Consider the following 23,164-nt stretch of genomic DNA (forward strand, 5'->3'; position numbering starts at 1 on the left):
GCGCCTGCGATCAGGCGATGTGAAGGTCGGAGGGCTGGGCGGGAAAGCCGCCCGACGGGGAGATCCCCAGAATGGCGGTGGCGTCGCGGGCGATCAGGCCTTCTTCATCGGTGGGGATGACGATGGCGGTCGGTCGCCGGCTGCGGCTGATGCGGCCGCTGCGCCCGCCCACGGTGCGCTCATTGGCTTCGCGATTGAGGGTGAAGCCGAACACCCGCAGGCTCTCGATGGTCTTGGCGCGTAGCAGTGCCGAGTTCTCGCCGATGCCGCCGGTGAACACCAGCGCGTCGAAATTGTCGAGCGAGGCCGCAAGCCCGCCGATGTGGCGCGCCAGCCTGTGCACGAAGACGTCGAGGGCGAGGATGGCGCCGGGATGGCCTGATTGCGCGGCCTGCTCCAGCGCCCGGCAATCGCCGGATAGTTCGGAGATGCCGAGCAGCCCGCTTTGGGTGTTCAGCATGGTCTCGACCTCATCGAGGCTCATCCGGTTGGTGCGCGCGACATGCGCCACCACGCCGAAATCGATGTCGCCCGAGCGGGTGCCCATCACCAGCCCTTCCAGCGGCGTCATGCCCATCGTGGTATCGACGCTCACGCCATTGCTGACCGCGGTGGCCGAGGCGCCATTGCCGAGATGGGCGATGACGATGCCATGATCCTGCGGATCGAGCCGCAGCAGATCGACCGTCTGGCCGGCGATATAGCGATGCGAGGTGCCGTGGAAGCCGTAACGCCGCACGCCCTGGTCGCGATACAGGCGCTGCGGGATCGCATAGGTGAAGGCGGCGGCGGCGATGGTCTGGTGGAACGCAGTGTCGAACACCACGACCTGGGGGATCGCCGGCAGGCCCTGCGCGCAGGCGCGGATGCCGAGCAGATTGGCCGGATTGTGCAGCGGCGCCAGCGCCGCGACCGCCTCGATGTCGGCGATCACCTCCGGCGTCACCAGCGCCGAGGCGGAGAACCGCTCGCCGCCATGGACGACGCGATGGCCGACCACGACGATGCGATCGAGCAGGCGCTGCTCGGCGAGATAGCGCAGGATCGCCGCCAGCGCCGAATCATGGCTGCCGCCGTGCAGCGAATTGACCGTCTTGGTATCAGCCGATTTGAGCACGATCCGCGCCTCCGGACGCCCGAGGCATTCCGCCAGACCGCTCGCCAGCGGACCGCCGCCCGACGCCGGAATCACCGAGAATTTGAGCGACGACGAGCCGCAATTGATCACCAGGACGAGCTCGGAAATATAGGCCATTCTTCGATCTCACTTATTGGGAGGACGATGTCGGCGCATGGCAAATGCCGGGGCGCCGAACTCGAGCAAGGACTAAGTCTTCAAAGGACGCACGACTCCGCCGCCGGCGGTCGTGCGTCCGCGGTCGCCTTTACAGATGAGTTATGGAGCTGAGCGGCTCAGCCCCCCGGGGCGCTCACGCACTCCGGGGGAGTCGCAGCCATTAGCGTTCGACGCAGAGCGCCACGCCCATGCCGCCGCCGATGCAAAGCGTCGCAAGGCCCTTCTTGGCATCGCGCTTTTGCATCTCGTGCAGCAGGGTGACGAGGATGCGCGCCCCCGATGCACCGATCGGATGGCCGAGCGCGATCGCCCCGCCATTGACGTTGACCCGCGCCGGATCCCAGCCCATCTCGCTGTTCACCGCCAAGGCTTGAGCGGCGAAGGCTTCGTTGGCTTCGACCAGATCGAGCTGCTCGACGGTCCAGCCGGCCTTGCGAAGCGCCAGCCGACTGGCCGCGATCGGGCCGGTCCCCATGATGGCAGGGTCGACGCCGGCGGTCGCCCACGACGCGATGCGCGCAAGCGGGGTGAGGCCGCGGCGAACCGCGTCCTCTTCACGCATCAGCACCAGCGCCGCGGCCCCGTCATTGAGACCCGAGGCATTGCCCGCGGTCACGGTGCCATCCTTGGCGAAGGCCGGGCGCAGCTTGGCCAGCGTCTCTGCGGTGGTGCCCGCCTTGGGATATTCGTCGCTGTCGACCACCACCTCGCCCTTGCGGGTCTTCACCGTGAAGGCGACGATCTCGTCGGCGAAGCGACCGGCCTGCTGGGCGGCCGCGGCCTTCTGCTGCGAACCGGCGGCGAAGGCATCCTGCTGCTCGCGCGTGATCTGGAAGGCCCGCGCGACGTTCTCGGCGGTGGTTCCCATGTGATAGCCATGGAAGGCTTCCCACAACCCGTCCTTGATCATCGTGTCCTGCAGTTCGGCGCTGCCCATCTTGGTGCCGGCACGCAGATGCACGAAATGCGGAGCCAGGCTCATGCTTTCCTGACCGCCGACGACCATGATGTCCGCATCGCCCTCGCGGATGGCCTGGTAGCCCAGCGCGACACTGCGTAGTCCAGAACCGCAGACCTGGTTGATGCAGAACGCGCTCGCGCTCGCCGGAATGCCGGCGGCCATCGCCGCCTGGCGCGCCGGGTTCTGACCCTGTCCGGCGGTGAGCACATGGCCAAGGATGACTTCGTTGACCTCGGCGGGTTCGGTCTCGGCGCGGCTCAGCGCCTCACGGATCACGGCCGCACCCAATTCGTGCGCCGGTATGCTGGCAAGACTGCCGTTGAACGATCCGACCGCGGTGCGGGCGGCAGATGCGATGACGATGTTACTCATGATGTTGTCCTCGAACGACGGATTAGAAGAAGTACAGACCGATAAGGAAAATCGGCAGGGTGATGACGAGGGCCGTGGCGCAGTAGCCCATGATGTCGCGCACCCCGAGTCCGGCGATGGCCAGCGCCGGCAGTGCCCAGAATGGCTGCGCCATGTTCATCCACTCTTCGCCATAGGCGATGGCCATCGCCGACTTGCCAAGATCGACTCCGAGCGCCTGCGCGGCCGGCATGATGAACGGGCCCTGGATCACCCAATGACCGCCGCCCGACGGCACGGCGAAATTGACCAGGCCGGAGGAGAAGAAGGCCAACACCGCGAAATTGTCTTTGTTGGCGATCTCGACGAACAGGTTGGTGATCAGTCCGCCCAGGCCGGAATGCTCCATCATGATCTGGATCCCGGCGTAGAACGGAAACTGGATCATGATCCCGGCGGTGCCGCGGGCGGCGTTGGTGATCGCCCGCGCATAGGCCATCGGCGTGCGATGCAGGAGGATGCCGGCGATCAGCATCATCAGGTTCACGGTGTTCACCGTGATGTTGAAGCCTTGCTTGCTGAAATAGAGAAACAGGTAGGCGATGCCCAGGGCGGCCACCACCCAGCTCAGGATCTGGCTCTCTTCCATCCGTTCCGCGATCGAAGCGTCCGGCTTGAGTTCGCGGCGCGTGCTGACCTCGGGTTGCAGCAGCTTCGGATCGATCGTCACGACGTCCTTGTCCGCGGGGTGCATCATCCGGCAGACGAGTGGCAGCAGCACGATCAACGCGCCGGTGATGAAGTAATTGTAGTTGGTGAAGAGCGTGTCGGTGATCGGAATGAGGCCGATGGTCTTCTCCATCGGGTTGCCCTTGGTCGCCGCGACCAGCGCTACCGATGCCGAAAGCCCGCCATGCCAGGTCATGAACCCGATATAGGCCGAGGCGATCAGCAGGCGATAATCGGCCTTGGGAATCCGCCGCGCCACTTCGCGGGCGAACATGGCGCCGAGCACCAAGCCGAAGCCCCAGTTGATCGTGCAGGCGACGGCGGAGGCGAAGGCCACCAGCATCACGCCTTGCACCGGCGTGCGGGCGAACGCCGCCAGCCAGCCCATGGCGCGATGGATCGGGTCGGAGCTTGCGAGCGCATGGCCGGTGACCAGCACCAGCGCCATCTGCATGGAAAATCCCAGCAGATTCCAGAAGCCGCCGCCCCACATTTCGACCATCTGGATCGGGCCGGTCGGCGTCAATGCGATGCCGAGCACGAACACGATGATGGTGAGCAGGATGGCGAAGATCAGCGGGTCGGGCAGGTAGCGGCTGACCAATCCGGTGAGGCCGCGCGACAGCGCGGTGATCGGATTGAAGCGACCCGCATTCGGGACCGGGTCAATTGAAGAGGCAGACATGGCTGAGGGCTCTCTTGGCTGGAGGTTGGCCACCGCGCCGGCGTGAAGCCGCCGGCGCGGGCGGGGGTCAGATCGCGATAGGCATGACGCAGACGTCGGACGGCACGATCAGCGTGCAGCCGGTGGCGGCCAGCACCTGATCTACGCTGACACCGGGGGCGGTCTCCTGCAGGACGAGGCCCTCCGCCGTTGGAACGATGACGGCGAGTTCGGTGACCAGGAGGTCGATACGCCGCACCGAGGTCAACGGCAGCGTGCAACGCTCGATGATCTTCGCCACGCCCTTGGCGGTGTGGGTCATGGCGACGATGACGCGCCGCGCACCGCAAACCAGATCCATGGCGCCGCCCATGCCCGGCACCATCTTGCCCGGCACCATCCAGTTGGCGAGCTGGCCCTGTTGATCGACCTGCAGACCGCCGAGCACGGTGACGTCGAGATGGCCGCCGCGGATCAGGCCGAACGAGATTGCGCTGTCGAACACGGCGGCCCCCGGCACGGCGCCGATCGGGCTGCCGCCGGCGTCGCTGAGATCTTCCGATGCAAGCCCCGGCTCAGGCCCCATCTCCATGCCGATGATGCCGTTCTCGGACTGGAACATGACATTTACGCCCGCCGGCAGATAGCGCGTGACCAGCGTCGGCAGGCCAATGCCGAGATTGACCAGGTTGCCCGCCTTCATCTCGAGTGCGACGCGCTTGGCGATCAGAATCTTTTCATCCATGGGAGTTCTCCTTGGCAACGAGGTAATCGACCAGCACGCCCGGCGTGACGATGCTATCCGGCAGGATGCCGCCCAGCGGAACGATGTGATCGAATTCGGCCATGACCGTCGCGGCGGCCATCGGCATCAGCGGGTTGAAGTTGCGTGCCGTCAGCGAATATTCGAGGTTGCCGTGGTAGTCTGCCGTCTTCGCCTTGATCAGCGCGAAATCGGCTTTCAGCGGTTTTTCCAGCAAATAGACCTCGCCATCGCTTTCGATGACTTGCTTGCCTTCTTCAACGACGGTGCCGACACCGGTCGATGTCAGTACACCGCCAAGGCCGAAGCCGCCGGCGCGAATGCGTTCGGCCAGCGTGCCTTGCGGCACCAGCTCCACCGCGATGGTGCCGGCGATCATGGCCTTCTGCGTTGCCGGATTGAGGCCGATATGCGAGGCGATGACTCGCGCCACGCAGCCGGCGTCGATCAGCTTGCCGATGGCAAATCCCGGATGTGCGGTGTCATTGGCAATGATGGTGAGATCCCGCGCGCCGCGCGCCACCAGCGCATCGATCAGGCGCAGCGGAGATCCCACGCCCATGAATCCGCCGATCATCACGCTGGCGCCGTCTGGGATCAGCGCGGCGAGAGCTTGGACTTGGAGCACTTTACTCATTTTGCCTCTTTCTTGATTGGAAGTGATGGCAGTTGCTCGCTTGCATTCCCTGCACGCGAACCAACGACCAGGCGAAGGGGAGGGAGTGTTCAACGTGTCGTGGTGTCGCCCGGCTTTTCCTTCCGGGGCGTAGCGCTGGCCAAGCTGTTTGAGGTGTGCCTCGCAGGGTTGTCCCAAGTAACAGAGCAATGAACGTGCCAATGTCGTCTTGGGCCGCATAGCTTGAGAAACAACGATTATGCGCGATGCGCGGCGCGTGCTGGCGCCCCGCGAACCTTCGTGGCTGTGCAACTTCACGTCGGACTGCGCAAAGAATTGCGCAACTCTTGAGGCGTGACAAATCGGGGCGCTGCCGCAGAGGGGTTTGCCGTAGTTGCCATCCAAAATCTAATATGCAACGCAGTGCCGGGCGCCCCCGCATCGGCGCCGCATGGCGGGATTTCGAGTGAGTGACGTACAACCAAGGCGTTGGTTAGGGGCTTTGTGGCGCGGGCAACCGGGGGCAAGCGGCGCGTTTTGGCGCAAGCTACGACGGATGCCGCACTCGCTGCGCGGCAAGTTACTGTTGCTCTCTTTGATCGTGGTGTCGTTGCCGATCACGACGACCGGTTATTTCCTCGAACGTGAGGGACAACAGGCAGTTCTCAAGGAGAAGCAGGAGCGGCTGTTCGGGCTCGACCGCCTGCTCGATGCGCAGCTCGGCAGCGGCTTCGAGGCGCTGCTGGCGGATTACGCCGGCGACAAGACCGATCTTGCCGCCCAGGTTCGCTACCTCAACGCACGCCTGACCGCCGTCACCGATCAGATGGCCGCGGCCAACCCGGGTGTCGGCGTCGGTTATTATGACAAGGCGCTCAACGCGATCGTCACCTACGGTCCGAGCGCGCTCTACGGCGGCACTGTCGGACAGCCGATTCCGCCCGACCATCCCGGTTGGACGGTGATGCGAAGCGGCCAGCCGGCGGTGGAGAACGGGCCCCAGGTGCGCGGCCAGATCCTGAACGCGATGTGGCCGATCGTGCGCGAAGGCCGGGTGCAGGGCTATATCTGGGCCAACCAGCTTTCCGACGATGTCGATCGTCAGACCGCCGCGATGGATCGCGCGGTGATCGGCGTCACGGCCGCCGGCGTGCTGCTCGGGATCCTGCTGACCCAGGCGATGTCGCGCGGTCTCACCCGCGACGTGCGCACTGTGACCGACGGTCTCGTCCGACTGCGCAGCGATCTGCACCACAACATTCCACCATTGCCGGGCGAAATCGGCGAGATCGCCGCCAAGGTCAATGACATGGCGCAGGCGCTGCTGGATGCGCAGTCGCTCACCGCGGATATCGTCCAGAGCATCGCCGACGGGGTTATCGCCATCGACCGGGCCGGCCTGATCACCGCGATCAACCCGGCGGCGTGCCACATGCTGGGTGTCGTCGAAGCACAGGTCATCGGCAAGCCCTACAACTCGCTGTTCGACCCGGCGGCGCCGTTTGCCAGCGTGTTGCTCGACACGCTCGAGCACGGCGGCGACCATGTCGACGTCGCGGTGGAAATGCCATTGCCGCAACAGATGCTGGTGGTCAATGCCAGCAGCAGCCTGCTGCGCGACAGCCACGGCTCGGAGATTGGCGCTGTGATGGTGTTGAAGGACCGCACCGAGCAGAGCCGGCTACGGACCCAGGTGATGCGCGCGGACCGGCTCGCCGCATTGGGCGAGCTGATGGCTGGCGTGGCGCACGAAATCCGCAACCCGCTGACCTCGATCCGGGGGTTCGTCCAGTTTCTTGCCGAGTGCGACGATGTCCGCGAGTGGCGGCGCTACTCGCCGGAGATCATCCGCCAGGTCGATAGCCTCAATCGCATTATCGGCGAGCTCTTGGAATTCGGCCGCCCGCGTCCGCCCGCTATTCGGCCGGTGCAGCTCAACGATCTTGTCCATGAGGTGACCCGGCTGTCGAGCCACAACGCCGATATTCAGGTCCGGCTCGCGCTCGCCGCGGAGTTGCCGCTGATCGAGGCGGACGGCGAGGCGCTGAAACAGGCGCTGCTGAACCTGCTGATCAACGCGATGCAGGCGATCGAGACCGCCGGAACCGTGCGCATCGAGACCCGCGCGGAGGCCGACGGCGAAACGGTTGCGGTCAGCATCAGTGACGACGGCTCGGGGGTCTCGCCGGAAGACCTGGAGAAGATCTTCGATCCGTTCTTCTCGACCAAGCCGCAGGGCACCGGCCTTGGCCTCGCCATGGTCCACCGTATCGTCGATGCGCATCACGGCACCATCGCGATGACGAGCGCGCCCGGCACCGGAACGGTCGCCACGCTTCGTCTGCCGCGCGTGCACGTCAAGAAGGACAGTGTTTGATGCCGCATTCGCCCGCGGTCCTGATCGTCGACGATGACGAGGCGATTCGTCATATGCTCGCCGCCGTGCTGGGCAAGGAAGGGATCTCGGTGATCGCCGCGCGCGATGGGGCGGAGGCGGTGACCCTGTTCGGAGCCCATCGGATGCCGGTGGTGCTGATGGACATCCGCATGCCGCGCCTGTCCGGCATGCAGGCGCTGGCCGAGATCCACAAGATCGATCGATCGGCGGCCGTGATCCTGATGACGGCTTTTGCCGAGGTCGAGACCGCGGTGCGGGCGATCAAGGAGGGGGCTTTCGACTACATCATCAAGCCGTTCGACATCGAAGAGCTCAAATTGCTCGTCGGGCGCGCGCTGCAGATGCGCGGATTGCGCGACGACAATGCGGCTCTGCACCGCGCCTTGTCGACGAGCTATCAGACGCAACGGATCCTGACGGCCAGCCCGCGCATGGCCGATCTTTTGCGCACCATCGCCAAGGTCGCCAAGAGCCAGGCCACCGTGCTGGTCACCGGCGAGAGCGGCACCGGCAAGGAATTGGTGGCCAATGCGATCCACTACAGCAGCCCGCGCGCCGCAGGGCCGTTCGTGAAAGTCAATTGCGCCGCGATACCGGACGGTCTGCTCGAAAGCGAGTTTTTCGGGCACGAAAAGGGCGCCTTCACCGGCGCCATGGTGCGCCGGCGCGGGCGCTTCGAACAGGCCGAACACGGAACCTTGTTTCTTGACGAGGTCGGCGACATTTCGCCTGCGCTGCAGGTCAAACTGCTGCGCGTGTTGCAGGAACGCACCTTCGAACGGGTCGGCAGCGCGGAGCCGATCCACACCGACGTTCGTATCGTCGCGGCGACCAATCGTGACCTCGAGGCATTGGTCCGCGAGGGCCAATTCCGCGAGGACTTCTATTTCCGCCTCAACGTCGTCTCGCTGACCACCGTTCCACTGCGCGAGCGGCCCGAGGACGTGCAGCTATTGGCCAATCATTTTCTGCAGCACTTCGCGGCGGAGAATAGCGTCGACGTCGAAGGCTTCGACGATTTGGTGATGGATTGCCTGCTGCGCTATCCGTGGCCGGGCAATGTCCGCGAATTGTCCAACGCGATCGAGCGTGCGGTTGTCATGAGCACCGGGCGCATCATCTTCGCGGACGATCTGCCGGAGCGCTTCGGCACAAATGGCCCGATCGCCACGATGCCATCGCCCGCCGAGGTGCCCGTGGAGAGCGAACAGGGGCTGCGCGCGCTGGTCAATCAATACGAGGCCCGGGTCATCGCCGAGAGTTTGGAGCGCCATGGCGGAAATCGCGTGCGCACGGCGCAGGCGCTCGGAATTAGTCGGCGTTCGCTGCTCTACAAATTGCATGATTACGGCATCGATTGAGGCATAGAGCGATTCTAGACGGGCGTATCGCAGTTGGTTGCCTGGAGTCGCCGGTGCGTTGCATGCGAGTGGAGTCATTCCAGCCGACGCCGCAGCAAACGGCGAGGATTGTCGGCGCGGGCCCACTAACAATTTGCAGTCACCTGGCCGCGGCGGATAATCGCGTGTGGCTAATAATCGAGTATTCGATTGAGTTTCGTACGTGATTAGTGTGGTCGGAAAATTATCATGTCGTTTCTGAATTACAGTGATCAATTAAATTCACTTCCTTAATTCTGCTGCCTCTGACACAAACGATTCACCCACCTTTGCCGGGCCGCAGAAATCCCTTCAGCATTTCTCCCTCAGGCCCGGTCGACGAGAGGCTGCGACATCCCCGTCAACCCCACAGGTTGATCTCACGAAATACGTTTGATGCCGAGGTATCCATCCTGTCACCGGGTGGAGCCCGGCGAGAGGACCGACATGCTAGCCCTGCTTGGATTGATAACGATTCTGGTCTTGTTGACAGTCATCTTGACCAACAAGCTTTCGCCATTGGTCGCCTTGATCATCATTCCCATCGCCGCGTCGTTGATTGGTGGGTTTGGTCCACAAACGGCGACCTTCATCGTCACCGGCGTCAAGAATATCGCGCCGACGGCGGCGATGTTCGTGTTCGCCATCGTGTTTTTCGGCATCCTCACCGATGCCGGCATGATGGATCCCATCATCGACCGCATCCTCAAGGCCGTCGGCATGAAGCCGACCCGGATTACGGTCGGATCGGCGCTGCTCGCCTTGATCATCCATCTGGACGGGTCCGGCGCCGTGACGTTCCTGATCACCATCCCCGCCATGTTGCCGCTGTACGATCGGCTCGGCATGCAGCGTCGCATTCTTGCGCTCGTTGTCGCCTTGGCTGCGGGGGTCAACTTTCTGCCCTGGACGGGTCCGGTTCTACGCGCTTCCGCCGCGCTTAACGTGCCGGTGACCAATATCTTCACGCCGCTGATTCTGGTTCAGCTCGTTGGTCTGATCTTCGTCTTCTCGGTGGCCTGGTACATGGGCAAGCGCGAGGAACGTCGCCTCAATCTGGGTGCGAGCAGCGTGGTCGTCGCGGGCGGCGATGCCGAAGAAGTCGCCTTCAAGCGCGTGCTCACCGATGCCGAAACGAAAATTCGTCGTCCGCACCTGTTCTGGGTCAACATTCTGCTTGCGCTGGTGATCCTTGGGACGATGATCTCGGGATACGTCGCTGCGCCCCCGATGTTCATGATCGGCACGGTTCTGGCATTGATGATCAACTATCCGAACGTCAAGGACCAGAAGGACCGCGTCGACGCTCACGCCAAGGCCGCCCTGATGATGGCTTCCATCCTTTTCGCCGCCGGCGCGTTCACCGGCATCATGGGCGGAACCGGAATGATCAAGGCGATGGCGGCGGCCGGCGCGACCTACGTTCCCGCCCAGCACGCCCAGGCGATCCCGTTCATCACCGGCATCCTCTCGATGCCGCTGAGCCTGCTGTTCGACCCCGACTCCTATTACTTCGGTGTCATGCCGGTTCTTGCCAACGTCTATCACAGCTTCGGCGGCGATCCGATCCATGTCGCCCAGGCCTCGATCCTCGGCCAGATGACCACCGGATTCCCGGTCAGCCCGCTGACGCCCGCGACCTTCCTGATCATGGGCCTCACCGGTGTCAGCCTCGGCGAGCATCAAAAACTGGCGATACCGTTCCTCTTCGCCGCGACCGTTCTGATGACGATCACGGCCACTATTCTCGGTGTCATTCCATCCCCGTTCGGCTGATCTCGAGCAATCTGAACTTTCACTTTAAGGAGTGGAGCTATGCGTAATATTCGAATTGGTGCTGGCGCCGGGTATTCCGGTGATCGTATCGAGCCCGCGGTGGAACTCGCCGAAAAGGGCGGGATCAACTACCTGGTGTTCGAATGCCTGGCGGAGCGCACGATCGCGATCGCGCAGAAGGCCAAGTTGGCGGATCCCGCCCAGGGCTATGACCCGCTATTGGTCGAACGGCTCGAAGCGGTGCTGCCGATCTGCAAGAAGAACGGCGTCAGGATCATCACCAATATGGGGGCTGCCAACCCCGTGGCGGCTGCGGCCAAGGCGCGTGAGGTCGCGGGTCGGCTGGGATTGGGCGATCTCAAGATCGCCGCGATCTCCGGCGACGACGTGATCGAAGCGCTGAAGGCGAGCGACGTGAAGATCACCGAGACCGGCGAGCCTGCCAGCAACATGCTCAACAGCCTGGTCTCGGCGAATGCCTATCTGGGCGCCGCTCCCATCGTCGAGGCCCTGGCGAAGGGCGCCGACATTGTCATCACCGGGCGCGTGGCCGATCCGTCCATGTTCCTCGCACCCTTGGTCCATGAATTCGGCTGGGCGCTGGACGATTGGGACAAGATCGGCAAGGGAACGGCCGTCGGCCATCTGCTGGAATGCGGCGGCCAGGTGACGGGCGGTTACTATGCCGAACCCGGCAAGAAGGATGTCGCCGGGCTTGCCCGTCTGGGCTTCCCGATCGCCGAGGTGTCGGAAGATGGCGCAACAATCATCACCAAGGTCGCCGGATCCGGCGGCAGGGTGACGGAGCACACCTGCAAGGAGCAGATCCTTTATGAAGTGCACGATCTGGCGAACTATCTGACGCCGGACGTGACGGCCGATTTCTCCAAGATCAGCTTCACGGAAATCGCCCCGGACCGGGTCCGGGTCGAAGGCGCCACCGGCCGCGCGCGGCCGGAGACGCTGAAAATCTCGGTGGGCTATGTCGATGGCTATATCGGCGAGGGCCAGATGTCCTATGCGGGTCCGGGCGCGCTCGCCAGGGCTGAACTCGCGCTGGAGATCGTCAAGGAGAGGTTGAAGCTGACCGGCGTCAAGGTCAGCGAATTGCGCTGCGACCTGATGGGGATCAATTCGATCCATCGGGACGTGTTGGCGCCGGTGCCCGAGCCGACGGAAGTGCGGGTGCGCGTGGCCGGTCGCTGCGACAGTATGAAGGAGGCGGTGCGGATCGGCAATGAAGTCGAGACGCTCTACACCAACGGTCCCGCCAGCGGTGGTGGCGCGACCAAATCCGCCAAGCAGGTCGTGGCGATGCTCTCGGCCCTGTTCCCGCGCGACAAGGTCAATCCCGTCATCGACTATCTGGAGGCTTGAGGATGAAACTCTTTGACATGGCCCATTCCCGCACGGGAGATAAGGGCGACATCTCGAACATCTCCGTCATCGTCTACGACCAGAAGGACTATGACCGGGTTCGCGACTATCTGACAGCGGATCGTGTGTCGAAGCACTTCAAGGGCATCGTGACCGGCGAGGTGGTTCGTTACGAGGCGCCCACGCTCGGCGCGCTGAACTTCGTCATGCAGGGTGCCCTCGGCGGCGGCGTCACGCGGTCGCTGGCGCTCGACGCGCACGGCAAGTGCCTGGCGTCGGCTCTGCTGGCGATGGACATCCCCGACGCAAACTAGCAACCGAAGCTGGCCGGCGGCCCGCCATGCATGGCTGGCCGCCGGCCGTTTGCTGCGCGCGCATGCGCGATAACCAACGCCGCCGCGGCCGCGGTTCGACACCCCCGGGGGCGGCGATAGCGTTGATCGCACGACCGCGCACGTCGCGACCGCGACGCAGCCCGCATTTCATCCATAACATTTTGAAATAATTGGCGATCCCAGCAGGATTCGAACCTGCAACCCACGGAGTAGAAATCCGTTACTCTATCCAGTTGAGCTATGGGACCGTCGGCGCCTTCATATCATCGCCGAAACAAAAAATCCGCCCTCGGCCGGAACTTTTCCGAACCATTTTGCGCTGCCGCGCGTCAAATCCACGCCGGGCGTTGTGTTCGGCGGCATCACACGCGATGATGCGTGAAGCCGGACCGGTCTGTGACGTGGGCGGTATTCTCGGCTGGCGCTGCGATGTCCATTCTGGGCAGCGCGGGCCATCAGGCTGTCACCTTTGGCGGGTTTGGTTTCGGCAAGCGGCGTTGGCCCGCGCAGGGGAGTCTCTCATGATCGGTTTGCTTCGCGCCATCACGCTGTGCGCCACCTTGGCACTTGGGCTGGTTGGCGCGCAGGCGGCGGACAAGCCCTTCCAACGCGAGGACCTGGCCGATTCGGCAATCAAGCTCGAGGCCCAGATCAAGACCGAGGCCGGCGCGGTCAACAAATCGGCGGCGACGCTGCGTTCCGATGCCGACGCCGCGTTCAAGCGCGGCGATTACCGCGCCGGCTTGCAGATCATGGGTCAGATCGTGTCGGTGGCCCCCGGCGACAGCAGCAATTGGCTGCGGCTGGCAAGGACCATCTTCCAGATCTACACCCCGACCAGTTCCGAACATACCTTCCTGATGGAGCGGGCCTCGACCGCCGCCTATCTGGCCTATCAGCGCGCCGGCAATCCGGCCGAGGAGGCCGAGGCGCTGGCGCTGCTGGGCCGGGCGATGTCCGAGCGCAAGCTGTGGCGCCCGGCGCTGGATGCGCTGCGGCTGTCGCTCGAGCTGCGCGAGGTCGCCGAGGTGCGCGGCCAATATGAGCGACTGCGCGACGACCACGGCTTCCGACTGCTGGATTATACCGTCGATTCGGATGCCGCTTCGCCGCGGGCCTGCTTCCAGTTCTCCGAGGATCTGGCCAAGCGCACCGATTTCGCCCCGTTCCTGGCGCTGGCCGGCAATGACAAGCCGGCTCTGAGCTCCGAGGACAAGCAGCTCTGCGTCGAGGGGCTCAAGCATGGCGAGCGTTACAACATCAATCTGCGCGCCGGGCTGCCGTCGACCGTCAAGGAAACCCTGCCGAAATCCGCCGAGTTCAATATCTATGTCCGCGACCGCAAGCCGTTCGTGCGCTTCACCGGGCGGGCCTATGTGCTGCCGCGCAGCGGCCAGCGCGGGATTCCGCTGGTCAGCGTCAACACCAAGGCAGTGTCCGTGCAGGTGTTCCGGATCGGCGACCGCAATCTCATCAACACCGTGATCGGCAGTGATTTTCAGCGCAGCCTGAGCTCCTATGAACTGGCCGATCTCGGCGGCGAGCGCGGCCAGAAGGTGTGGACGGGCGAGCTCGAGACCGCCACCGAACTGAATGCCGAGGTCACCACCGCATTCCCGGTCGACCAGGTGCTGGGCGACCTGCAGCCCGGCGTCTATGTGATGACCGCCGCCGCCAAGGGGCCGGGCTCCGATGATGGCGGCACACTGGCGACGCAATGGTTCATCATCTCCGATCTCGGGCTCACCGCGTTCTCCGGCCATGACGGCATCCACGTCTTCGTCAATTCGCTGGCCTCGACCGATGCGGTCGGCGGTGCCGAGATCCGGCTGGTGGCTCGCAACAACGAGATTCTCGCCACCCGCAAGACCGACCCATCGGGTCACGTGCTGTTCGAGGCCGGGCTGGCGGGCGGCGAGGGCGGGTTGTCGCCAGCGCTGCTGACGGTATCGGCGCAAGGTAGCGACTATGCCTTCCTCAGCCTGAAATCCAATCCGTTCGACCTGACCGACCGCGGCGTCGCCGGCCGCGCGGTGCCGGCCGGTGCCGACGCCTTTGTCTATGCCGAGCGCGGCGTCTACCGCTCCGGCGAGACGGTTCATCTCACCGCGCTGCTGCGCGGCGGCCGGGGCAATGCCATGGCCGGCGCACCGCTGACGCTGGTGGTCGAGCGCCCCGACGGAGTCGAATACCGCCGCGACATGGTCGCCGATCAGGGCGCGGGCGGCCACAGCCTGAGCCTGGCACTGAATTCCGCGGTCCCGACCGGCACCTGGCGGGTTCGCGCCTTTACCGATCCAAAGGCGTCATCGGTCGGCGAAACCACCTTCATGGTCGAGGATTACGTCCCGGACCGGATCGAATTCGACATTTCGACCAAGGACAAGCAGATCAAGGCTGAAGTTCCAGTGGAACTTAAGGTCGATGGCCATTTCCTCTATGGCGCGCCGGCCTCCGGGTTGCAGCTGGAAGGCGACATGCTGGTGAAGCCGGCGGAGGGCCGGCCCGGCTATGCCGGCTACCAGTTCGGCATTGCCGACGAGGAGATCGCCAGCAGCGAGCGCACCCCGATCGAAGGTCTGCCCGAGGCCGATGCCGATGGCGAGGCCACTTTCCCGGTCAGCCTGGCCAAGACGCCGTCGTCGAGCCGGCCGCAGGAAGCCGAGATCTTCATCCGGATGGCGGAGGCCGGCGGCCGCGCGGTGGAGCGCAAGCTGGTGCTGCCGGTGGCGCCCGCAGCGCCAATGATCGGCGTCAAGCCGCTGTTCAACGGCAGCAACGTCGGCGAGGGCGACAACGCCAAATTCGACGTCGTATTGGTGGATCCGGACGGCGCGCAGCTGGCTCGCGGCGGGCTGCGCTATGAATTGCTGAAGATCGAATCCCGCTACCAGTGGTATCGGCAGGGCTCGTCCTGGGAATTTGAACCGATCAAGAGCACCAAGCGCGTCGCCGATGGCGATCTGGCGGTTGCCGCCGACAAGCCGGCGCAGATCCAGCTCTCGCCGCAGCCTGGCCGCTATCGGCTCGACGTCAAGACCGCCGACGCCAATGGTCCGCTGACCTCGGTGCAGTTCGATGTCGGCTGGTATTCGGACGGCAGCGCCGACACCCCCGACCTCTTGGAGACCTCGATCGACAAGCCGCAATATAGCTCCGGCGAGACCATGGTGGTGACGGTCAATGCGCGCAGCGCCGGCAAGCTCACCGTCAACGTGCTCGGCGACCGGCTGCTGACCACCCAGACCATCGACGTCAAGCCAGGCCGCGCGCAGCAGCGGATTTCGGTCGGCCAGGATTGGGGCAGTGGCGCCTATGTGGTGGCGACGCTGCGCCGGCCGCTCGATGCCGCGGCGCAACGCATGCCCGGCCGCGCCATCGGCTTGAAATGGTTCGGCATCGACAAGGCCGCGCGGACGCTGTCGGTCGCGCTGTCGCCGCCGGCTCTGGTGCGGCCCTCGACGAGGCTGATGCTGCCGGTCAAGCTCGGCGGCCTCAATCCCGGCGAGGACGCCAAGATCGTGGTCGCGGCGGTCGATGTCGGCATTCTCAATCTGACCAATTACAAGCCGCCGGCGCCCGACGAATTCTATCTCGGCCAGCGCCAGCTGAGCTCGGAGATTCGCGACCTTTATGGGCAATTGATCGACGGCATGCAGGGCACGCGCGGCCAGATCCGCTCCGGCGGCGATATCGCCGGCGCCGAGATCCAGGGCAGCCCGCCGACGCAAAAGCCGCTGGCGCTGTATTCCGGCATCGTCACCGTAGCGGCCGACGGCACCGCGACGATCCCGTTCGATATTCCGGAATTCGCCGGCACCGCGCGGCTGATGGCGGTGGCGTGGACCGCCACCAAGGTCGGCCACGCCAATATCGACGTCACGGTCCGCGATCCGGTGGTGCTGACCGCGACGCTGCCGCGCTTCCTGCTCCGGGGCGATCGCGGCACCATGAGCTTCGACCTCGACAATGTCGAAGGCGCTCCCGGCGATTACACCATCAATGTCACCACATCCGGCCCGGTGACGGTCAGCGGCGATCCGCAGGCCACCGTGACGCTGGCGGCCAAGCAGCGCAGCTCGATGGCGCTGGCGCTGGAGGCCAGCGACGGCGCCGGCACCGCGCAGCTCGACGTCGACATCAAGGGACCGAACGGGTTGACGCTGGCGCGGCACTACACGCTCGAGGTCAAGCCGGCGACGCAGATCCTGGCGCGGCGCTCGATCCGCACGCTGGCCAAGGGCGAAAGCCTGACGCTGACCTCGGACATGTTCTCCGATCTGATACCGGGCACCGGCGGGGCGTCGTTGTCGGTCAGCCAGTCGACCGCGCTCGACGCCGCCACCATCCTGAAGGCGCTGGATCGCTATCCGTTCGGCTGTTCCGAACAGATCGCCAGCCGGGCGATGCCGCTGCTCTATGTCAATGATCTGGCGGCCGGCGCCCATCTGGCGATGGATAGCAGCGTCGACCAGCGCATCAAGACGTCGATCGACCGGCTGCTGGCGCGGCAGGGCTCGAACGGCTCGTTCGGGCTGTGGTCGGCCGGCGGCGACGATGCCTGGCTCGACGCCTATGTCACCGACTTCCTCACCCGCGCCCGTGAGAAAAACTATGCGGTGCCGGATCTGCTGTTCCGCAGCGCGCTCGACCGCATCCGCAATATGGTGGTGAATAACGCCGAGCCGGAGAAGGACGGCGGTCGCGATCTGGCCTATGGGCTCTATGTGCTGGCCCGCAACGGCGCCGCGCCGATCGGCGATCTGCGCTATCTGGCCGACACCAAGCTCGACCAATTGGCGACGCCGATCGCCAAGGCGCAACTGGCGGCGGCGCTGGCGCTGGTCGGCGATCGCACAAGGGCGGAGCGGGTCTATGCGGCCGCGCTGGCAAGCCTGAACCCGAAGCCGGTGCTGCAATTCGGCCGGGTCGATTACGGCTCGGCGCTGCGCGACGCCGCGGCGCTGGTGACGTTGGCCAGCGAGGGCAATGCCCCGAAGGCGACGCTGATCAACGCGGTCGAACGCGTCGAGGCGGCGCGGGGGCTGACGCCCTATACGTCGACGCAGGAAAACGCCTGGCTGGTGCTGGCGGCACGGGCGCTGGCCAAGGAGACGATGGCCCTCGACCTCAATGGCAGCGCGGTGAAGAGTGCGCTGTATCGCAGCTATACCGCCGCCGACATGGACGGCCAGCCGGTGACGATCACCAATACTGGCGAACCCCCGGTGCAGGCAGTGGTCTCGGTCACCGGCGCGCCCTATATGCCGGAACCGGCGGCGGCGAACGGCTTCAAGATCGAGCGCAACTATTTCACGCTCGATGGTAAGCCGGCCGATCCGGCTCAGGCCAAGCAGAACGACCGCTTCGCGGTGGTGCTGACGATCACCGAAGCCAAGCCGGAATACGGGCACATCATGGTGGCGGATTATCTGCCGGCCGGTTTCGAGATCGACAATCCGCATCTGGTGTCGTCCGGCGATGCCGGTAAACTGGACTGGATCGCCGATGGCGCGGAGGCCACCCATAGCGAGTTCCGCGACGATCGCTTCAATGCCGCCATCGACCGGGCGGCCAATGACAAGGCGGTGTTCACGGTGGCCTATGTGGTGCGCGCGGTTTCGCCGGGGACATATGTGCTGCCGCAGGCCTATGTGGAGGACATGTACAACCCGTCGCGTTATGGCCGCACAGGAACCGGCACGATCGAAGTGCGCTCCGCCAGATGACCGACACGATCGCCACAGAGCCGGCGCTGTCGCCCGGTCCGTCTCGTTGGCGCGCGGTGGTGATGGCCGTCGTGCTCGCCATCGGATTGATTGCCGCGGGCTTTACCGCCTGGGCGATGGCGCTGGGGCCGCTGCCGCTGGCCGAGGCGCGTCAGGTCTCGACCACGGTGGTCGACCGCAACGGCAAGCTGCTGCGCGCCTATGCGATGGCCGACGGCCGCTGGCGCTTGCCGGTCGATGCACAAAGCGACGTCGACCCCGGCTATCTCAAGCTGCTGCTGGCCTATGAGGACAAGCGGTTCTGGTCGCATCACGGCGTCGACCCGCTGGCGATGGGGCGCGCCGCGCTGCAATTGCTGACTCGCGGCCACATCGTCTCCGGCGGCTCCACCATCACCATGCAATTGGCGCGGCTGATGGAGCCGCGGCGGCAGCGCTCGCTGACCGCGAAAATGCGCCAGATGGTGCGCGCCGTCGAGCTCGAACGCCGGCTCACCAAGGATCAGATCCTCAATCTGTATCTGGCGCTGGCGCCGTTCGGCGGCAATCTCGAGGGCGTCCGCGCCGCGTCCTTGGCCTATTTCGGCAAGGAGCCGAAGCGGCTGTCATTGGCCCAGGCCGCCTTGCTCGTCGCCTTGCCGCAATCGCCGGAAACCAGAAGGCTCGATCGCCATCCGGCGACCGCGGAGGCCGCGCGCAACCGCGTGCTCGAGCGCATGGTGCAGGAGGGCGTGGTCAGCGCCGAGGATGCCGCGCAGGCGAGGGCGGTGCCGGTCAAGCGCGAGCGGCGCCGGATGCCGATCCTGGCGCCGCATTCCGCCGACAAGGCGGTGGTCACAGACAAGCATCAGGCGGTGATCCGGCTGACGCTGGATGCTGCCATTCAACGAAACCTCGAGGCATTGGCGCATGACCGCGCCACGGCGCTCGGGCCCGACATCTCGGTGGCGATCCTTGCGGTCGACAATGCCAGCGGCGAGGTGATCGCCCATGTCGGTTCGCCGGCCTATTTCGACGACCGCCGCGCCGGGCAGGTCGATATGACCCGCGCGATCCGCTCGCCGGGTTCGACGTTGAAACCCTTTATCTACGGCATGGCGTTCGAGGACGGCTTCGTTCACCCCGAAAGCCTGATCGACGACCGGCCGGTCCGCTACGGCACCTATGCGCCGGAAAATTTCGACATGACGTTCCAGGGCACGGTCTCGGTCCGCCGTGCCTTGCAACTCTCTTTGAACGTGCCGGCGATCGCGTTGCTGGACCGGGTCGGCGCCAGCCGGCTGGCGGCGCGGATCAGGCAGGCCGGTGCCGATCTGGTGCTGCCGACCAATGAGGTGCCAGGCCTGGCGATGGGATTGGGCGGCGTCGGCATCCGGCTGCACGATCTGGTGCAGCTCTTCAGCGGCATCGCGCGCCTCGGCAACGTGTTGCCGCTGCAGGAAATTACGAGTGATAACAATGTGAAACGGGAGCCTTTGCGCCTGATGGATCAGGTCGCCGCCTGGCAGGTCGGCAATGTGCTGATCGGGACGCCGCCGCCGGAGAACGCCGCGCATCACCGCATCGCGTTCAAGACCGGCACCAGCTACGGCTACCGCGATGCCTGGTCGGTGGGCTTCGATGGACGGATGACCATCGGGGTCTGGGTCGGCCGTCCCGATGGCGTCCCGGTGCCGGGCCTGGTCGGCCGCAGCGCCGCGGCGCCGATCCTGTTCGACGCCTTCGCGCGCTCCGGCAAATTGCCGATGGCACTGCCGCGGGCGCCGCACGGCACGCTAATCGCCAGCAATGCCAAGCTGCCGCTGCCGCTGCGCCGGTTCCGGCCCGCCGGCGAATTGGTTCGCAATGGCGGCGGGCAGGCGCTGCGCATCCAGTTTCCGCCGGATGGCGCACGAATCGATGCCTTGGGCCCGGCCGCGGCGGGATCGCTGCCGGTCAAGGTCGCCGGCGGCGTGCTGCCGCTGACGATGCTGGTCAACGGGGTTGCGGTCGGGGACATTGGCCGTCGCCGCCAGCGTCTGGTCGAACCGCCCGGACCAGGCTTTGTCCGCCTCACCGTGATGGATGCGTCGGGCGCTGCAGACACAGTCGTCGTCAGAATCCAATAGGACGCGGCTAACTAGTTGTCCGGCTATTGGTTTCAGCGTATGCGAAACCGATGTCCGAGATCTCTCCAAAACCCCGCCCAAAACCCGGATTCGGCGCGCCGCGCGACGACCGCAAGGGCCGCAATCCCGGCCGCGGGCTGATCGCCGCGCTCGATTTCGTCACCGCCAGCCATGTTCGCGCGGTGGCGTTTCTGGCGTTGCTGGGTCTGTTGTTCATTCTGCCGGGCTTTTTCAATATTCCGCCGATCGATCGCGACGAGGCCCGCTTCGCGCAGGCCACCAAGCAGATGGTGGAGGCCGACGATTTCGTCGATATCCGTTTCCAGGACGAGGTGCGCTACAAAAAGCCGGTCGGGATCTATTGGCTGCAGGCGGCGGTGGTGGAAACCGCCTCCGAGCTCGGCCTGCCACGCGCCCAAGTCCGGATCTGGCTGTACCGCGTGCCCTCGATGCTGGGCGCGATCGGCGCGGTGCTGATGACCTATTGGACCGCGCTGGCCTTCGTCACCCGGCGCGGCGCCGTGCTGGCGGCATTGATTATGTGCAGCTCGATTCTGCTCGGCGTGGAGTCCCGGCTGGCCAAGACCGATGCGTTCTTGCTGTTCACCGTCGTAGCCACGATGGGCGCGATGGCACGGATCTATCTGTCCTGGCAGCGCGGTGAGGAGGCCGATCGAAAAGCTTGGGCGGTTCCGGCGATCTTCTGGACCGGGCTGGCCGCAGGCATCCTGCTCAAGGGGCCGTTGATCCTGATGTTGGTGGTGCTGACGGTCGGCACGCTGGCGATTCTCGATCGGTCGGCATCGTGGCTGTGGCGGCTGCGGCCGCTGTGGGGATCGCTGTGGCTGCTGCTGCTGGTGCTGCCCTGGTTCGTTGCGATCTATCTGCGCGCCGGCGACAGTTTCTTCGCCGACTCGATCGGCGGCGACATGCTGAGCAAGATCACCCACGGGCAGGAGTCGCATGGCGCGCCGCCTGGCACCTATTTCCTGCTGTTGTGGATCACGTTCTGGCCCGGCGCGCCGCTGGCGGCGATGGCCGCGCCCGCGGTGTGGCGGGCGCGCCGCGAGCCCGGCGCACAATATTTGCTGGCCTGGCTGCTGCCGTCCTGGATCGTGTTCGAACTGGTGATGACCAAGCTGCCGCATTATGTGCTGCCGCTGTATCCGGCAATCGCGATCCTGACCGTTGGCGCGCTGGAGCGCCGCGTGCTGTCGCGCTCGTGGCTGACCCGCGGCGCCGCCTGGTGGTTTGCGATTCCCGCCATCCTGCTTACCCTGGTCATCATCCTGGCGATCGCGTTGACGCGTCAGCCGGCGTTTCTGGCCTGGCCGTTCGTGGCCGCCTCGCTGATCTTCGGCCTATGGGCGTGGCGTCTGTTCGATCACAATCACGCCGAGGGCTCATTGCTGAACGCGGTCATGGCGTCGCTGTTTCTCAGCATCGCGATCTTCGGCGTGGTGCTGCCGTCCCTGACGCCGCTGTTTCCCAGCGTCGAGATCGCCCGCGCGCTGCGCAGTGTGGTCTGCGTCGGGCCGAAGGCCGCCGCCGCCGGCTATCACGAGCCCAGCCTGGTGTTCATGACCGGCACCTCGACGCTGCTCACCGACGGCTCCGGGGCGGCGGATTTCCTCGGACAGGGTAGCTGCCGCTTCGCGCTGATCGAGAGCCGCAGCGAGCGGGCCTTCGCGGCGCGGGCCGAAGCCATCGGGCTGCGATACAACGTGGCGGCCCGGATCGACGGTTACAATTACTCACAAGGCCGGACCATCTCGGTGGCGGTATTCCGCTCCGAGGGTACGGAATAAGATGGAATCGCGCGAGGCTGTGGCGGCAGCGGCAGGCTACCCCGCGCGATTGCTGTCGTTGCTTGTGGGCGCGGTGGTGCAAATCCTGCGGTCGCCATCGCATAGCCGCCGCGCGGCGGCGGCGCGCTATTGGGCGCGGCGGGCATTGCTGCTGACGGCGATCATGGCGGGCGCGATCGTCGGCCTGATGTATGCGCTGGACGCGATCGAGATCGGGTTGATGCCGCCGCGCGGTACCGCCGCGCTCTGGCCGGTCCGGATCCTGACCGACTTCGGAAAATCCAACTATGTGCTGTCGGCACTGGTGGCGATCCTGATTGTGATTGCGCTGCTGCTGTCGACCTTGCGCGGCGTGGGACGCCGGGTTCTGGTCAGCGTTGGCATCAGGATGCAGTTCGTCTTTCTCTCGGTACTGCTGCCGGTCCTGGCCGGCGAGGTCATCAAGGGCGCGGTCGGGCGTGGCCGGCCATTCGTCGGCGGCAGCGCCAATCCGTTCAATTTTTCGCTGCTGTCCTGGAAGGAAGCCTATTCGAGCTTTCCCTCGGGGCACGCCACCACCGCCTTCGCGCTGGCTTTCGCCATCGCGGCGCTTTGGCCGCGGGCGCGCGGCGTGATGATCGCCTATGCCTTGCTGATCTGCGCCAGCCGGCTGGTGCTGCTGGCGCATCACCCCAGCGACGTGGTCGCAGGCGCGCTGTTGGGGCTGGTCGGCGCGATGGCGGTGCGTTACTGGTTCGCCGCGCGTCATCTTGCCTTTATCATTCGCCACGATGGCCGCATCGATCCGCTGCCGGGGCCATCCTGGAGCCGGCTCAAAAAGGTTGCCCGCGGGGCCATCGCCCCATAGAAGCGAGCCCTGCGGAGCCCGCCCGG

14 protein-coding genes and 1 tRNA gene are annotated in these 23,164 nt (G+C 65.3%); 9 read left to right on the forward strand and 6 right to left on the reverse strand.

Annotated features, from left to right (window positions below):
- Nucleotides 1–10 precede the first annotated feature (10 nt).
- The 5 genes from RBJ75_RS04455 to RBJ75_RS04475 all read right to left on the reverse strand — a co-directional run bounded on the left by RBJ75_RS04455 (nt 11) and on the right by RBJ75_RS04475 (nt 5,402).
- Nucleotides 11–1,255: an acetate kinase gene (locus RBJ75_RS04455; protein WP_317528506.1), complete on the reverse strand. Its 1,245-nt coding sequence runs from the start codon at nt 1,253–1,255 to the stop codon at nt 11–13.
- 202 nt (nt 1,256–1,457) lie between these two features.
- On the reverse strand, nt 1,458–2,630 hold the full coding sequence (locus tag RBJ75_RS04460) for an acetyl-CoA C-acetyltransferase (RefSeq protein WP_044418456.1): 1,173 nt from the start codon (nt 2,628–2,630) through the stop codon (nt 1,458–1,460).
- Between the two features lie 22 nt (nt 2,631–2,652).
- The gene (locus tag RBJ75_RS04465) at nt 2,653–4,023 is read right to left on the reverse strand and encodes a TIGR00366 family protein (protein WP_044418999.1); all 1,371 of its coding nucleotides are present in this window, start codon (nt 4,021–4,023) and stop codon (nt 2,653–2,655) included.
- A 67-nt stretch (nt 4,024–4,090) separates the two neighbouring features.
- Entirely contained in the window at nt 4,091–4,747 is a 657-nt protein-coding gene (locus tag RBJ75_RS04470) for a 3-oxoacid CoA-transferase subunit B (protein ID WP_276156419.1), read from the reverse strand.
- Complete coding sequence (locus RBJ75_RS04475) at nt 4,740–5,402, reverse strand: CoA transferase subunit A (protein WP_044417098.1); 663 nt, start codon at nt 5,400–5,402, stop codon at nt 4,740–4,742. The genes RBJ75_RS04470 and RBJ75_RS04475 overlap by 8 nt, the downstream gene beginning before the upstream one ends.
- A 535-nt stretch (nt 5,403–5,937) precedes the next feature.
- On the opposite strand from RBJ75_RS04475, the gene atoS reads away from it, so the two are divergent.
- The 5 genes from atoS (at nt 5,938) to RBJ75_RS04500 (ending at nt 12,625) form a co-directional block, all read left to right on the forward strand.
- Nucleotides 5,938–7,758: a two-component system sensor histidine kinase AtoS gene (atoS, locus tag RBJ75_RS04480; protein WP_276156420.1), complete on the forward strand. Its 1,821-nt coding sequence runs from the start codon at nt 5,938–5,940 to the stop codon at nt 7,756–7,758.
- On the forward strand, nt 7,758–9,140 hold the full coding sequence (gene atoC, locus RBJ75_RS04485) for an acetoacetate metabolism transcriptional regulator AtoC (protein ID WP_152647576.1): 1,383 nt from the start codon (nt 7,758–7,760) through the stop codon (nt 9,138–9,140). The genes atoS and atoC overlap by 1 nt, the downstream gene beginning before the upstream one ends.
- Nucleotides 9,141–9,605: 465 nt before the next feature.
- Entirely contained in the window at nt 9,606–10,934 is a 1,329-nt protein-coding gene (locus RBJ75_RS04490; RefSeq protein WP_044405431.1) for a CitMHS family transporter, read from the forward strand.
- A 39-nt stretch (nt 10,935–10,973) separates the two neighbouring features.
- Complete coding sequence (locus RBJ75_RS04495; protein ID WP_044405429.1) at nt 10,974–12,311, forward strand: acyclic terpene utilization AtuA family protein; 1,338 nt, start codon at nt 10,974–10,976, stop codon at nt 12,309–12,311.
- Nucleotides 12,312–12,313: 2 nt separating this feature from the next.
- Nucleotides 12,314–12,625, forward strand: coding sequence for a hypothetical protein (locus RBJ75_RS04500; RefSeq protein WP_044405427.1), 312 nt, complete (start codon nt 12,314–12,316; stop codon nt 12,623–12,625).
- A gap of 192 nt (nt 12,626–12,817) precedes the next feature.
- Here RBJ75_RS04500 and RBJ75_RS04505 read toward each other — a convergent pair.
- Nucleotides 12,818–12,894 (reverse strand) — tRNA-Arg (locus tag RBJ75_RS04505).
- Nucleotides 12,895–13,167: 273 nt separating this feature from the next.
- On the opposite strand from RBJ75_RS04505, the gene RBJ75_RS04510 reads away from it, so the two are divergent.
- From RBJ75_RS04510 to RBJ75_RS04525, 4 genes are all read left to right on the forward strand, one after another.
- The gene (locus RBJ75_RS04510; RefSeq protein WP_044405425.1) at nt 13,168–18,375 is read left to right on the forward strand and encodes an alpha-2-macroglobulin family protein; all 5,208 of its coding nucleotides are present in this window, start codon (nt 13,168–13,170) and stop codon (nt 18,373–18,375) included.
- A gap of 62 nt (nt 18,376–18,437) precedes the next feature.
- A complete protein-coding gene (gene pbpC, locus RBJ75_RS04515) occupies nt 18,438–20,483 on the forward strand; it encodes a penicillin-binding protein 1C (RefSeq protein ID WP_234707302.1) in 2,046 nt (681 codons plus the stop codon).
- A 50-nt stretch (nt 20,484–20,533) separates the two neighbouring features.
- Nucleotides 20,534–22,291, forward strand: a complete 1,758-nt coding sequence (locus RBJ75_RS04520; protein WP_044405421.1) for an ArnT family glycosyltransferase — start codon at nt 20,534–20,536, stop codon at nt 22,289–22,291.
- A 1-nt stretch (nt 22,292) separates the two neighbouring features.
- Entirely contained in the window at nt 22,293–23,138 is an 846-nt protein-coding gene (locus RBJ75_RS04525) for a phosphatase PAP2 family protein (RefSeq protein ID WP_044405419.1), read from the forward strand.
- Nucleotides 23,139–23,164 lie beyond the last annotated feature (26 nt).

The organism is Rhodopseudomonas sp. BAL398, from assembly GCF_033001325.1.
Classification (GTDB): domain Bacteria; phylum Pseudomonadota; class Alphaproteobacteria; order Rhizobiales; family Xanthobacteraceae; genus JARJEH01.

Coding starts and splice junctions, on each gene's coding strand:
- RBJ75_RS04475 (WP_044417098.1), bottom strand. CDS start 5,402: ATGAGTAAAGTGCTCCAAGTCCAAGCTCTCGCCGCGCTGATCCCAGAC.
- RBJ75_RS04460 (WP_044418456.1), bottom strand. CDS start 2,630: ATGAGTAACATCGTCATCGCATCTGCCGCCCGCACCGCGGTCGGATCG.
- RBJ75_RS04500 (WP_044405427.1), top strand. CDS start 12,314: ATGAAACTCTTTGACATGGCCCATTCCCGCACGGGAGATAAGGGCGAC.
- RBJ75_RS04510 (WP_044405425.1), top strand. CDS start 13,168: ATGATCGGTTTGCTTCGCGCCATCACGCTGTGCGCCACCTTGGCACTT.
- RBJ75_RS04525 (WP_044405419.1), top strand. CDS start 22,293: ATGGAATCGCGCGAGGCTGTGGCGGCAGCGGCAGGCTACCCCGCGCGA.
- RBJ75_RS04495 (WP_044405429.1), top strand. CDS start 10,974: ATGCGTAATATTCGAATTGGTGCTGGCGCCGGGTATTCCGGTGATCGT.
- RBJ75_RS04455 (WP_317528506.1), bottom strand. CDS start 1,255: ATGGCCTATATTTCCGAGCTCGTCCTGGTGATCAATTGCGGCTCGTCG.
- pbpC (WP_234707302.1), top strand. CDS start 18,438: ATGGCCGTCGTGCTCGCCATCGGATTGATTGCCGCGGGCTTTACCGCC.
- atoS (WP_276156420.1), top strand. CDS start 5,938: ATGCCGCACTCGCTGCGCGGCAAGTTACTGTTGCTCTCTTTGATCGTG.
- atoC (WP_152647576.1), top strand. CDS start 7,758: ATGCCGCATTCGCCCGCGGTCCTGATCGTCGACGATGACGAGGCGATT.
- RBJ75_RS04470 (WP_276156419.1), bottom strand. CDS start 4,747: ATGGATGAAAAGATTCTGATCGCCAAGCGCGTCGCACTCGAGATGAAG.
- RBJ75_RS04465 (WP_044418999.1), bottom strand. CDS start 4,023: ATGTCTGCCTCTTCAATTGACCCGGTCCCGAATGCGGGTCGCTTCAAT.
- RBJ75_RS04520 (WP_044405421.1), top strand. CDS start 20,534: ATGTCCGAGATCTCTCCAAAACCCCGCCCAAAACCCGGATTCGGCGCG.
- RBJ75_RS04490 (WP_044405431.1), top strand. CDS start 9,606: ATGCTAGCCCTGCTTGGATTGATAACGATTCTGGTCTTGTTGACAGTC.